The organism is Novosphingobium aquiterrae, assembly GCF_042434435.1.
In the GTDB taxonomy this organism is placed as follows: Bacteria; Pseudomonadota; Alphaproteobacteria; order Sphingomonadales; family Sphingomonadaceae; genus Novosphingobium; species Novosphingobium aquiterrae.
This window is the reverse complement of sequence record NZ_JBHLTL010000001.1, coordinates 609166-620987: the sequence shown is the minus strand read 5'-3', so window position 1 is coordinate 620987 and position 11822 is coordinate 609166. Positions and strand designations below refer to the sequence as shown.

Here is an 11822-nt window from a genome sequence, read left to right as displayed (position 1 = left end):
GCGCGCTAGCGCCGCTGGCCGTGAATAGGAAGTGAACTGTCCAACTCCAACCGGTGACTTGTGCCGGGCGCGCGATAGAGGCATGGCGCGTTGCATGGCAGACACACCATCCTCAGGCGCGCCGCAACCGCTGCACCTTGGCCAGACCAGCACGCTTCCGGCTTCGCCTGACGACGCCGTTCTCGACTATGTGCCCAATCCGCGCGGCGGTGCGCTCTACCTGGTGCGCTTCGCCGCGCCAGAGTTCACCTCGCTGTGCCCGGTGACTGGCCAGCCCGACTTCGCCCATCTGGTGATCGACTATGCACCCGGCGCCACAATCGTCGAATCCAAAAGCCTCAAGCTGTTCCTGGGAAGTTTCCGCAACCACAGCGGCTTTCACGAAGATGTGACCGTCGGCATCGGCCAGCGCCTGTTTACCGAGATGGCGCCGCAATGGCTGCGTATCGGCGGATACTGGTACCCGCGCGGCGGCATTCCGATCGACGTCTTCTGGCAAAGCGGACCTGCGCCCTCTGGCTTGTGGGTGCCGGACCAGGGCGTCTCCGGCTACCGAGGCCGCGGTTGAACAGGGCCGACCTGGGCCATTGCTGCACTGCGGCACTGCGGCCACAGGTGTGGCATAATGCACATTCGGCAGCGGGCTTATGCTTGGCCGCGGGCTGCGACTCGACTATCGGGCATCGCACAATTTCCCCGAAATCCGGTCGAATGGAGCCAAGCCATGACCTTCAACGCAATTCTTCGCCAGTCGAGCGCCATGTCGGCGCTGGTTCTTTCCATCGCGGCCGCAGCCCCGGCGCTGGCCCAGTCGGCCGATGAGGAAGGCCTGCAGGAAATCATCGTCACCGCCCAGCGGGTGTCGGAAAACCAGAAGGACGTCCCCGTCTCGGTCGCGACGCTTAGCGGCGACGCGCTGGCCGCTGCAACCGGTGCCGGCGCCGATATCCGCGCCCTGGCGGGCCGCGTCCCCAGCCTGAACATCGAAAGCTCGTTCGGCCGCACCTTCCCGCGCTTCTACATCCGCGGTCTGGGCAACACCGACTTCGACCTTAATGCGTCGCAGCCGGTAAGCTTGGTCTATGACGACGTCGTGCTCGAAAACCCGATCCTCAAGGGCTTTCCGGTGTTCGACGTCAAGCAGGTCGAAGTGCTGCGCGGGCCGCAGGGCACGCTGTTCGGCCGCAACACCCCGGCGGGTATCGTCAAGTTCGACACCGTTCGTCCCGACGCCGTGGGCCGCAACTACGTCAAGGCCAGCTATGGCAGCTTCAACACGATCAATGCCGAAGCCGGTATTGGCAGCGGCGATGCCAGTGACGTGATTTCGGCCCGCGTTTCGGCGATCTACCAGCACCGCGACAACTGGGTCGACAATATCGACCAGCCCGGTGACAAGAACCTTGAAGGGTTCGACGATTTTGCCGCACGTTTCCAGATCCAGGCCAAGCCGAGCGATGCGCTGACCCTGCGCGCCGTGCTGCAGGCCCGCCTGTTCGAAGGCACCGCGCGCCTGTTCCGCGCCAATGCCTTCGCCACCGGTAGCAACAAGCTGATTGGCCTGACTGGTCCCACGTCGACCTTCGACCGCAGCAAGACCCGCGCCGATGGACTGAATTTCCAGAACCTGGAGAATATCAATGGTGCCTTTACCGCCGAATACGATGCCGGCCCCGTAACCATAACCTCGGTCAGCAGCCTGTGGAACGGCAACCTGCAGAGCCGCGGCGATATCGATGGAGGTTTTGGCAACCAGTTCGCGCCGACGATGGGCCCGGGCATCATCCCGTTTTCGGCCCAGTCGCGCGATGACGTGCCCAGCCTTGACCAGTTCACCCAGGAACTGCGGATCGCCTCGAACAACGATGGCGGGCTTGGCTACCAGCTCGGCGTTTTCTACTTCAACGAGAAGCTCGATATCGCCAGCTATGACTATGGCAGCCCGACGGATGTAACGCCGGCAGCCGCGGCGTTCCAGCGCCAGGACAGCGATGCGCTGGGCGTGTTCGGGTCGCTCAACTACAAATTCGATTCCGGACTGAAGCTGCAGGCCGGAGCACGGTACAATCATGACAAGCGCACGCTGACCGCGTCACGCCCGCTTGATGTCCGCCCCGGCTTCCTGGGCTTTGGCGGACCGGTTGCGCCGCAGACCGCCAGCGTCGGCGATGATGTGCTGACCTGGGACCTGGCCGCAACCATGCCGCTGAACGAGCAGGTCAACCTGTTCGCCCGCGTCGCCAAGGGTTACCGCGCGCCGTCGATCCAGGGCCGCCTGGTGTTTGGTCGCACGCTTTCGGTGGCCGATAGCGAAACTACAATGAGCTATGAAGGCGGCCTCAAGTCGTCCTTCGCCGGCGGCAAGGCGCGGTTCAACTTGACCGGGTTCTACTTCACCACCGACAACATGCAGCTGACCGCGGTGGGCGGTGCGTCGAACTTCACCACGCTGCTCAATGCCAAGAAGGTCGACGGCTATGGCTTCGAGGCGGAACTCGAAGCCCGCCCGCTCCGCGGCCTGACGCTGACCGCCGGGGTTTCGTACAACCACAACGAGATCAAGGATCCGGGCCTTTACGTCGCTGGCTGCGCCGCCGCCTGTACCGTGCTCGATCCGGTCCGCGTCGGCAGCCCGGGGGTCTTTTCGATCAACGGCAACCAGCTGCCGCAGAGCCCGCGGTGGACCGCCAACTGGACGGCAGGTTACGCCGCCCCGGTCGGCAATGGCGAAGTCTATGTCTTCACCGACTGGGCCTATCGCTCGAAGATCCAGTTCTTCCTGTATGAATCGGTCGAATTCAGCGACGACAACATGCTCGAAGGCGGGGTCCGCCTGGGCTATCGCACCGGGCGATATGACATCGCCGGCTTTGCCCGCAACGTCACCAACGATGTCTCGGCTGTGTCGGGGATCGACTTCAACAACTTGACCGCGATGGTCAACGAACCGCGCGTGTTCGGGGTCGAGGTCGGCGTCAAGTTCTGATCCGGCCGAACGGCTGAACGCAGGCCCCGCCGGAGCGATCCGGCGGGGCTTTTCGTTTCACGGTGCGATCCGCGCCAGCAGCGCATCGATGTCGGCATCGTCCTGGTAGAGTGCAAAGCCGATGCGCAGCACGTCGCCGCGCAGATCGGTGACGACGCCTGCAGCCTTGAGGCTCGCATAGTGTTCGGGCGCTCGGCTACCCTGCAACGCTAAGAACCGCGCCTGCTTGCCGCTGATGACGTGAAGATCGGGATAGGGGTCGGCCGCCAGAAACCGCGCCTTGAGCGTATTGCAATGGGCCGAGATCTGTGCGGTCGTCAGGCCTTCACTGGCCAGCATCCGCTGGACCGCGTTGAAGCGGTAGATCCCCGATGGATCGAAGGTACTGCCCAGAAAACGGCGCCCGTCCGGGGCATAGCCGACCCCGCCCTGCCGTGCGGCCAGATCGTCGAAGGCGGCATACCACCCGGTCACTTCGGGGCGCGGGGCAAAGCCTGGCGGCGCATGAAGGAAGCACGCGCCTTCGCCCGCCATGGCATATTTGTATCCGCCCGACAGGTAGAAGATCCGCTCGGCCAGTGCCGACAGGTCGGTCGGCGTGGCCATGAAGCCGTGATAGCCGTCGATCACTACCAACGGTCCCTCTGGGCGGGCCAGCGTGGCGAGCCGTTCGATCCCGTCCAGTGCCTGCCCCGAATTGAACTGGACCTGGCTGGCAAAGATGAGGTCGTAAGCGCCGCCTTCGGCCTCGGCAGCCAGTCGTTCCAGTGGCACCGTGGTAAGGGCGATCCGCCCGCTTTCGGCCCAGCGCAGCGCCTGACGGCGGAACGAGTGGAACTCGCCGTCGCTGGCCAGCACGCGGGGCTGCGCCATTGGTAGGGCCGACACGATCCGCACCAGGAAATCGTGCGTGTTCGGCGCAAAGGCGATTGATGCCGGATCGGGCAGCGCCAGCTCGCGCACGATGTGCTGCTGGGCTTCGGGGATCACTTCGGCAAAGATGTGGTCCCATTTGTAATCAGCCAGCCGTGCAGCATCGTCCAAGGCCTGCGCCTGTCCGTCCCAGCTGGCATCGGGCCACAGGTGATGGCTGTGCGCGGCAAAATGCAGGCGGCCGGGTGCGGCGGACAGACTGCGGGAGAACAGGTGTTTCCAGCTCACAGCGCGGTCCGCAGCGACCACAGCTCGGGGAAGGCGCGTTTGCCCAGGGTCGACTGGAGATAGCTGGCCCCGGCGGTCCCGCCGGTGCCGCGCTTGCCGCCGATGACGCGCTCGACCGTCAGCACGTGCTTGTGCCGCCAGGTGGCCATGGCATCGTCGAGATCGACCAGCTTTTCGGCCAGCTGGTACAGCTCCCAATAGCGCTGCGTGTCGCGATAGACCTCCAAAAAGGCCGTCTCGACTCCTGGATGCGGGGCATGGGATTGGGTCACATCGCGCTCCAGCACTTCGGAAGGGATCGCCAGTCCGGCGCGGGCAGCGGCGGCAATCGCCTCGTCCCACAAGCTGGGCGCGGCGAGCGCCTGCTCCATCGCCGCGCGAGCTTCAGGACGATCATTCTGATAGTCGAGAAACCGCGCGTCCTTCAGCCCCAGCATATATTCGACCGTTCGGAACTGGTCCGACTGGAACCCGCTCGATGGACCCAGCACGTCGCGAAAGCGGGTGTAGTCGCTCGGCGTCATTGTCGCCAGCACGTCCCAGCTCAGCGTCATCACCGCCTGGATCCGGCTGACCCGGGCCAGTGCCTTGTAGGCCGGGACCAGCTGATCGGCGCGGACCTCGGCAACCGCCAGCCGCAGCTCGCGGATCATCTGCTTGAGCCACAGTTCCTTGGTCTGGTGGATGATGACGAACAGCAGTTCATCATCGGCATCGGACCGCGGATGCTGGCAGGCCAGCAGGTCATCGAGCGCCAGATAGCGCGCATAGGTCATGGGTTCGGTCATGGCGCGACCATCGACCGAACCGGTTACCAATGCAACCGGATTAGCGGGTGCCGAGACCGCGCGCGATGATCCCGCGCAGGATCTCTCGCGTGCCGCCTCGCAGCGACCAGCTGGGTGCGTTGTGGACGATGTTGGCCAGCACACCGGCATAGGCCGCCTGGCTGCGCGGATCGGGTTCGGCGTCGACCAACTGGCGGGCGAAATCGGGCAGGGTCTGTTCCCACACCGCGCCAACATCCTTGACGATCGAAGCCTGCAGTCCCGCATCCTGCTTGTTCTGCAGCATCGCTGCGACCGAGCGCGACAGGCGGCGCAGCACCGCAAGCTGCGCGGTAAGCCGGCCGATGGTCGCCAGCGCGGCATCGTCTTCGCGGCCCTTCAGCGCGTTCAGCAGCTGGTACATCAGCTCGATCGAGGACAGGAACCGTTCCGGGCCGGAGCGTTCAAAGGCCAGTTCGCTCATCACCTGGTTCCAGCCATCGCCTTCTGCGCCGAGCAGGTTCTTTGCAGGAACCACGGCATCTTCGAAGTGCATCTCATTGAAATGATGCTGTCCGGCCAGGTCGATGATCGGCCGGATTGTCAAACCTGGAGTGTTCTTGAGGTTGACCAAAAGCTGGCTGGTGCCCTGGTGCCGGTCGGCCGGGGTGCCGCTGGTGCGGCAGAACAGGATGACATAGTCGGCCTCGTGCGCGAAGCTGGTCCAGACCTTGGTTCCGGTGACGCGATAGATATCGCCGTCGCGCACCGCCTTGGTCCGCGTGGCGGCCAGGTCGCTGCCGGAATCGGGCTCGCTCATGCCGATGCCGAAAGCCAGCTCGCCCGCGGCGATGCGCGGCAGGATCGTTTCCTTCTGCTCCTGCGTGCCGAACTTGATGATCGATGGACCGGACTGGCGATCGGCGATCCAGTGCGCGCCGACCGGAGCGCCATAGGCGAGCGATTCCTCCACGATGACGTAGCGTTCGTAGGCGTTGCGCTCATGACCGCCGTATTGCTTGGGCCAGGTCATGCCAAGGTATCCGGCCTGACCCATGGCCAGCGAAAATTCGCGGCTGAAACCGTACCAGTTGTCGCTGCGCTGGCGCGGGCTGCGGTGGCCCAGCTGCTGATCGAGGAAGGACCGGAACTCGGTGCGCAGCGCGAGGACTTCGTCGCTGTCGGCCGGCGGGGCGGGGAAGGGTATCGCGCTCATAGGGATGTCACCATCGGCCAGTATCCATCACCGCCAGCCGCCATCGCAGCGCGGCCCAGTTGCGTTGCCCAGAAAACCTGACCGCCGAACTCATCGCGCCAGGTCCACAGGGAAGTTGTGTAAAGGTGCAGGCGATGCTCGCGGGTAAAGCCGATGGCGCCATGCATTTGCGTTGCGATCCCCGCGCCGTTGCCCGCGGCTTCGCGCGCGCGCAGGGATCCGGCGGCAACCCCCAGCACGTCGCCGCGGGCCAAGGCCTCGCCGGCCAGATCGGCCGCGGCGGTGGCGCAGGCCAGCTCTCCGGCCAACTTGGCCAGCTCGTGCTGGACCACCTGGTTCTTCTGCAGCGGCTTGCCGAACTGAACCCGGGTGGCAGTGTGGTCGAGCGTCATGTCGAGCGCCGATTCGAGCGCGCCGGCGATCTGGAAGGCGCGCACGGTGGCACCTGCCGCCAGCGGGCAATAGGGCAGCGGTGCCGATGCATCGACCGTCCAGTCGATCGCCAGGGTGGGACGGGGATGGAAATTGAGCGAGGTGCCCGCTTCGGCCAGCGACCAGCCACTGCGCGGGACGCGGTACAGCGTGTCCCCCACGGCCAGGGCCAGGCAATCCAGATTCTCGCCCCAGGCGACGCGGGCAACCGTGCCCGTCAGGCGGCCACCTTCCAACTTGAGATCGTCGGCGCGGGCCAGTCCGGCCGCGCCTTCGGCCAGCGGCAGGTCCGCGGCGGCAAGCAGGCGATTGGCGGCCATGGTTTCGGCCACGGGCAGCGGAACGGCCAGCTTGCCCAGCAGGCGTAGTGCTTCGCCCTGTTCGTCGGCGGCGAGGCCGAACCCGCCCTGGTCTTCGCCGAGCAGCGCCAGCGGCAGACCCATCTCCTCGACCTCGGCCCACAGTGCGGGGAGCCACTGGCCCTCACGCGCCTGCGCTTGCGCCGCATCGTCGAGCGATCGCTCGAACAGGCGCTGGATCATCTCTGCAAGCATGTGTTGCCGCCCGCCCCTTGTTTGAAAAATGGTGCCGGCTACAGGATTCGAACCCGTGGCCCCCTGATTACAAATCAGGTGCTCTACCAACTGAGCTAAGCCGGCAACGTGGCCATATGTGCAGGGCGTCCTTAGAACTATCGGGCGCCGAAGGTCCACCCCTCTGTTCGGGCAATCTGATCGGTCAGCGCCGATGGCTGCCACAGGGCCGGATCGCGCGCCGCGCCGCGCAGCCAGGCAGCGGTGATCAGTGCATCGCTGGCGTGGTCGGCAATCGCGCCAGTGCCAGCGATTGCGTCGCACTTCAGGGCGGTCAGCGCATCGTTCAGGTCTTCGTAGGTCCGAATCTTCGATCTGCCCGCGGTGCGCCCCGCGGCCATGGCGGCGATGGTGGTATAGATCTCGACCACGACCGATCCGCTGCCGGGCAGGGGATCGACCGGCCACACCGGTATTTGGCCGTGCAAGCGGTGCAGCAGGCGCATGCCCGAAAGACTCGACTTGCCGACCTGCGCCGCACCGACCAGGTTGAAATTGGAATAGGGCTTGCAGCCCAGCAGCTCCTGCGCGCGTTCGGTCACGCGGAAGCGGCCGCGGCCGCCGCCGAACAGATCGCCCTCGCGCCCGCCATGACGGCGGAAATGGCGCGCGGCTTCGCTGTGATCGACGAATCTGGTGACCGACAAGTGCGGATCGGCTGCACACACGGCTTCGACCAGAGCCCAAAGAGCCCTGGCGTCGGAGGGGCTCTCGGCCCAGCCGGGAAAATAGGTACCGGCATCGGCATGGGCCAGACTGATCCCCATGTCGAACCCGACCAGGGTGTTGGCGGGCATTTCCGCTATCAGCCAGGCCAGCACCTCGGCGCGCGACCAGCGGTGCTCGGGGCGCACCAGTTGTGGTACAGGTTCACCTTCGCGCATCAGCGCCACAGCGATCCCGCGGTGCCGTTCCCCGGCCGCACCCGACCAGTCTACTGCGGCGAAATTGCGAAAGCGGTCCGGCGTCATGCGCCGCGCAGCTCGGCCCGCCGCTTGTTCCACCATTCGAGGCGCCTCGTCACCTCGCGCTCAAACCCGCGTTCAACTGGGCGGTAATAGGTCTGCGGCGCCAATTCCTCGGGCCAGTAGTTGTCGCCTGAAAAGCCGTCCTCGGCGTCGTGATCATAGGCATAGCCCGCCCCATAGCCGATGTCCTTCATCAGCTTGGTCGGGGCATTGAGGATATTCGGCGGCGGGGCCAGGCTGCCGGTCTCGCGCGCGCTGGTCCAGGCTTCCTTCTGTGCCAGGTAGGCGGCGTTCGATTTGGGCGCGGTGGCGAGATAGAGGCAGGCCTGGACGATAGCCAGCTCGCCTTCGGGGCTGCCGAGGAACTGGTAGGCGTCCTTGGCCGCGAGGCACTGCACCAGCGCCTGCGGATCGGCCAGGCCGACGTCCTCGGATGCGAAGCGGACCAGCCGGCGCAGCACGTAGAGCGGCTCCTCCCCGGCGGTCAGCATCCGCGCCATGTAGTAGAGCGAGGCCTGCGGATCGGAGCCGCGCAGCGCCTTGTGCAGAGCCGAAATCAGGTTGTAGTGGCCGTCGCGGTCCTTGTCGTAAACCGCCACCCGGCGCTGCAGGAATGCGCCGAGCGCGGCGGGATCGAGTGGCTCCGGGATCCTGGCATTGTAGAGCGTTTCGGCCTGGTTGAGCAGAAACCGGCCGTCGCCGTCGGCGCTGGCAACTAGCGCCTCACGTGCCTGTGCGGTCAGGGGCAAGGGCCCTTCCAGCGTCTCGGCACGCGCCAGCAGGGTATCGAGTGCTGCGGCATCGAGCCGGTGCAGGATCAGCACCTGCGCCCGGCTGAGCAGCGCGGCGTTTAGCGCGAAACTGGGGTTTTCGGTTGTTGCCCCGACCAGCGTGACAGTGCCCTTTTCGACAAAGGGCAGGAAACCGTCCTGCTGGGCGCGGTTGAAGCGGTGGATCTCGTCCACGAACAGCAGGGTGCGCTGTCCGGCCCTGGCCGCCAGCTCAGCTTCGGCAAAGGCCTTCTTGAGATCGGCCACACCCGAAAACACCGCGCTGATCGCGACGAAACGCATCCCCACAGCGTCGGCCAGCAGGCGCGCCATGCTGGTCTTGCCGGTGCCGGGCGGACCCCACAGGATCATGCTGGACAGGCGCCCGGCCGCGACCATCCGCCCGATCGCGCCTTCGGGCCCGGTCAGGTGGTCCTGGCCGATGATCTGGTCCAGCCCGCGCGGCCGCAGCCGGTCGGCCAAGGGAGCGTCGGCTGCGGGTTCGTCCACCGGGGGCGGAGGCAGGTCGTCGGCAAAAAGGTCGGCCATCCGCGCCACGATAGGCGCGCGGCAGAAAATTGTCATCGGGGGCTTGCATCGATCGTTATAAGATATATCTTAGACGCATCATGAAAGGACATAGATACATGAATCACTATGGATGCGGCCCGCGTGGCCGCGGAATGTGGCCGATGATGGCCATGATGACCGGGCGGCGCGGCCGCTGGGGCGGCAGCTTTGGCGACGGGGCCGAAGGCGGCGACTGGGGCGGGCGGCATCGCCGCGGCCCGGGCGGACGCGGCCGGGTGTTCGGCACGGGCGAATTGCGCCTGGTCCTGCTTGACTTGCTGAGCGAACAGCCGCGCCACGGCTATGAGCTGATCAAGGCGATCGAGGAACTGACCGGCGGCAACTATGCGCCCAGCCCGGGGGTGGTCTATCCCACGCTCAATCTGCTGACCGACGAAGGCGTGATCGCCGAGCAGGCCGGTGACGGTTCGCGCAAATCCTATGCCGCAACGGCTGCCGGACAGCAGGAAGTCGCCGATCGCGCCGAAGAGGTCGCGCGCCTCAAGGAGCGGTTGCGCGGCCTTGCCGACGACGAGCAGCGCCACGGCGCCCCGCCGCTGCGCCGGGCGATGGGTAACCTGTTCACCGCGGTGCGCCAGCGTGCCGCCAGCGGCGATTTCGACCGCGAAACGATGCATCAGGTTGCCGATATCCTTGACGAGGCGGCGCGCAAGATCGAGCGCCTGTAAGGCGCGATTTTGGCCCTGCCCCGGGTTGTGTTAGCTTGGCTGCAGCCAACATCGCAACCTGGGGGAGGGATCGGATGGAACAGGCAAATGCGGCCCGCGTGCCGACAAGCTATTGGGTGGTTTCCGTGCTCGGCGCGCTGTGGAACAGCTTCGGCGCCTGGGACTATGTGATGACCCGGACCCGCAATGTCGACTATCTGAAGGCGGCGGGCGATCCGCAGGTCATCCTCGACTGGATCGACAGCTTCCCGCTGTGGGCGCAGATCGGCTGGGGCCTGGGGGTCTGGGGGTCGGTCGCCGGATCGGTGCTGATGCTGCTGCGCTCGCGCCATGCCGCGACCGCGTTTCTCGTCTCGCTGGTGGGCGCTGTGGTCAGCTTTGGCTATCAGCTGACCAACACGCCGGCCGCGCTCGCTTCCACTGCGAGCAAGGTGATGCCGCTGGTGATCTGCGGCATCGTCCTGTTTCTGTGGCACTATTCGCGCAAGTCGGCTGCGCAGGGCATCCAGCGTTAGGGCTGCGCTTTCGGCTTTTGCCGGATCAGCCGCAGATAGGTGTCGGCCACCGCCTGGTTGATCCGGTCCCAGCTGAAGTCCTTGGACCGCGCTTCGCCCGCGGCGCCGTGCTTTGCGCGCAGTGCCGGATCCTCGATATAGCCGCGCAGCGCCTCGGCAAAATGGTGGATCGCGCCGGGGCGGACCAGCCGGCCGGAACGGCCATCGTCGACCAGGCTTTCGCTGCCGGTCGCCGCCGCGGCGACCACCGGCAGGCCGCAGGCCATCGCTTCCAGCGTCACGTTGCCGAAGGTTTCGGTGATCGAAGGATTGAACAGCACGTCCATGCTGGCCACCGCGCGGCCCAGGTCGGCGCCGCCCTGGAAGCCGGCAAAGACTGCGTCGGGCAGCCGCGCTTCGAACCATTCGCGCGCCGGGCCTTCGCCCACCACCAGCACGCGGTGCGGGATTTCGCGGGCGCGCAACTCGTCGATCGTGTCGGAAAACACGTCGAGGCCCTTTTCCATGACCAGCCGGCCGAGGAAGCCCACGGCAACCTCGTTATCGGCCAGGCCGAGTTGCTGACGCCAGGCCGGATCGCGGCGGCCGGGATTGAACACCGTGCGGTCGACCCCGCGCGACCAGATCCCGATGTCATAGTTCATCCGCTGATCGCGCAGCACCTGGGCCATCGATTCCGACGGCGTCACCAGCGCATCGCAGCGGCGATAGAAGCGGCGCAGCAGCGCGGTCAGCGCCGGTTCGGCCCAGGCCATGTTGTAATAGCGCGGATAGGTGTCGAACCGCGTGTGGACCGAAGCCAGCACCGGCAGGCGGCGGTGCCGCGCCCAGGTAACCGCGCGGTGGGCGCTGACATCGGGCGATGAGACATGGACGACATTGGGCTTGAAAGCCGCCAGATCGCGCCGCACCCGGCCATTCAGCGCCATCGGCAGACGGTATTCACTGCGCCCGGGAATGGCGAACGAGGGCAGGCTGACCAGATCGCCGGTCGGCGGAAAGGCGGGCTCGGCATTGGTCGGCGAATAGACGCGGACCTCCGCGCCCTGGCGCAGCAGGTATTCGACCAGCCGGTTGAGCGCGCGGTTCGCGCCGTCGGTGGTCATGTTGTAGTTGCCGCTGAACAGGGCAATGCGAAGGTCGGACATCTGCATC

General features: G+C 66.0%; 11 protein-coding genes and 1 tRNA gene. 4 read left to right on the top strand and 8 right to left on the bottom strand.

The window, feature by feature from the left end:
* Positions 1 to 94: 94 nt before the first annotated feature.
* A complete protein-coding gene (gene queF / locus ACFFF7_RS02990) occupies positions 95 to 568 on the top strand; it encodes a preQ(1) synthase (protein WP_379479872.1) in 474 nt (157 codons plus the stop codon).
* Between the two features lie 156 nt (positions 569 to 724).
* Positions 725 to 2986, top strand: a complete 2262-nt coding sequence (locus tag ACFFF7_RS02985; protein ID WP_379479871.1) for a TonB-dependent receptor — start codon at positions 725 to 727, stop codon at positions 2984 to 2986.
* Between the two features lie 57 nt (positions 2987 to 3043).
* Here the strand turns inward: ACFFF7_RS02985 and ACFFF7_RS02980 are convergent, their stop codons facing one another.
* From ACFFF7_RS02980 to ACFFF7_RS02950, 7 genes are all read right to left on the bottom strand, one after another.
* Entirely contained in the window at positions 3044 to 4147 is a 1104-nt protein-coding gene (locus tag ACFFF7_RS02980; RefSeq protein ID WP_379479870.1) for a PLP-dependent aminotransferase family protein, read from the bottom strand.
* Positions 4144 to 4935 (bottom strand): tryptophan 2,3-dioxygenase, encoded by a 792-nt coding sequence (locus ACFFF7_RS02975; RefSeq protein ID WP_379479869.1) that lies wholly within the window; start codon positions 4933 to 4935, stop codon positions 4144 to 4146. Before ACFFF7_RS02975 ends, ACFFF7_RS02980 begins: the two co-directional genes overlap by 4 nt.
* 40 nt (positions 4936 to 4975) lie before the next feature.
* A complete protein-coding gene (locus ACFFF7_RS02970; RefSeq protein ID WP_379479868.1) occupies positions 4976 to 6130 on the bottom strand; it encodes an acyl-CoA dehydrogenase family protein in 1155 nt (384 codons plus the stop codon).
* A complete protein-coding gene (locus ACFFF7_RS02965) occupies positions 6127 to 7116 on the bottom strand; it encodes an acyl-CoA dehydrogenase family protein (protein WP_379479867.1) in 990 nt (329 codons plus the stop codon). The genes ACFFF7_RS02970 and ACFFF7_RS02965 overlap by 4 nt, the downstream gene beginning before the upstream one ends.
* Before the next feature lie 29 nt (positions 7117 to 7145).
* Positions 7146 to 7221: transfer RNA gene (locus tag ACFFF7_RS02960), tRNA-Thr, on the bottom strand.
* A 32-nt stretch (positions 7222 to 7253) separates the two neighbouring features.
* Entirely contained in the window at positions 7254 to 8126 is an 873-nt protein-coding gene (locus ACFFF7_RS02955; protein ID WP_379479866.1) for a hypothetical protein, read from the bottom strand.
* Positions 8123 to 9442 (bottom strand): replication-associated recombination protein A, encoded by a 1320-nt coding sequence (locus ACFFF7_RS02950; protein ID WP_379479865.1) that lies wholly within the window; start codon positions 9440 to 9442, stop codon positions 8123 to 8125. Before ACFFF7_RS02950 ends, ACFFF7_RS02955 begins: the two co-directional genes overlap by 4 nt.
* 98 nt (positions 9443 to 9540) lie before the next feature.
* On the opposite strand from ACFFF7_RS02950, the gene ACFFF7_RS02945 reads away from it, so the two are divergent.
* Positions 9541 to 10152 carry a PadR family transcriptional regulator gene (locus ACFFF7_RS02945; RefSeq protein WP_379479864.1) on the top strand — a complete coding sequence of 204 codons (612 nt, stop codon included), beginning with the start codon at positions 9541 to 9543 and terminating at the stop codon, positions 10150 to 10152.
* A gap of 74 nt (positions 10153 to 10226) precedes the next feature.
* Complete coding sequence (locus tag ACFFF7_RS02940; protein WP_379479863.1) at positions 10227 to 10667, top strand: hypothetical protein; 441 nt, start codon at positions 10227 to 10229, stop codon at positions 10665 to 10667.
* Here the strand turns inward: ACFFF7_RS02940 and ACFFF7_RS02935 are convergent.
* Positions 10664 to 11821 carry a glycosyltransferase family 4 protein gene (locus tag ACFFF7_RS02935; RefSeq protein WP_379479862.1) on the bottom strand — a complete coding sequence of 386 codons (1158 nt, stop codon included), beginning with the start codon at positions 11819 to 11821 and terminating at the stop codon, positions 10664 to 10666. The two genes, ACFFF7_RS02940 and ACFFF7_RS02935, sit on opposite strands and share 4 nt — an antisense overlap.
* Position 11822: the final 1 nt, after the last annotated feature.

What these genes read in the sequence shown, in the direction of transcription:
- ACFFF7_RS02940 (WP_379479863.1), top strand. Translation starts at nt 10,227, where the DNA reads ATGGAACAGGCAAATGCGGCCCGCGTGCCGACAAGCTATTGGGTGGTT.
- ACFFF7_RS02945 (WP_379479864.1), top strand. Translation starts at nt 9,541, where the DNA reads ATGAATCACTATGGATGCGGCCCGCGTGGCCGCGGAATGTGGCCGATG.
- ACFFF7_RS02970 (WP_379479868.1), bottom strand. Translation starts at nt 6,130, where the DNA reads ATGAGCGCGATACCCTTCCCCGCCCCGCCGGCCGACAGCGACGAAGTC.
- ACFFF7_RS02935 (WP_379479862.1), bottom strand. Translation starts at nt 11,821, where the DNA reads ATGCAGATGTCCGACCTTCGCATTGCCCTGTTCAGCGGCAACTACAAC.
- ACFFF7_RS02965 (WP_379479867.1), bottom strand. Translation starts at nt 7,116, where the DNA reads ATGCTTGCAGAGATGATCCAGCGCCTGTTCGAGCGATCGCTCGACGAT.
- ACFFF7_RS02985 (WP_379479871.1), top strand. Translation starts at nt 725, where the DNA reads ATGACCTTCAACGCAATTCTTCGCCAGTCGAGCGCCATGTCGGCGCTG.
- queF (WP_379479872.1), top strand. Translation starts at nt 95, where the DNA reads ATGGCAGACACACCATCCTCAGGCGCGCCGCAACCGCTGCACCTTGGC.
- ACFFF7_RS02955 (WP_379479866.1), bottom strand. Translation starts at nt 8,126, where the DNA reads ATGACGCCGGACCGCTTTCGCAATTTCGCCGCAGTAGACTGGTCGGGT.
- ACFFF7_RS02975 (WP_379479869.1), bottom strand. Translation starts at nt 4,935, where the DNA reads ATGACCGAACCCATGACCTATGCGCGCTATCTGGCGCTCGATGACCTG.
- ACFFF7_RS02950 (WP_379479865.1), bottom strand. Translation starts at nt 9,442, where the DNA reads ATGGCCGACCTTTTTGCCGACGACCTGCCTCCGCCCCCGGTGGACGAA.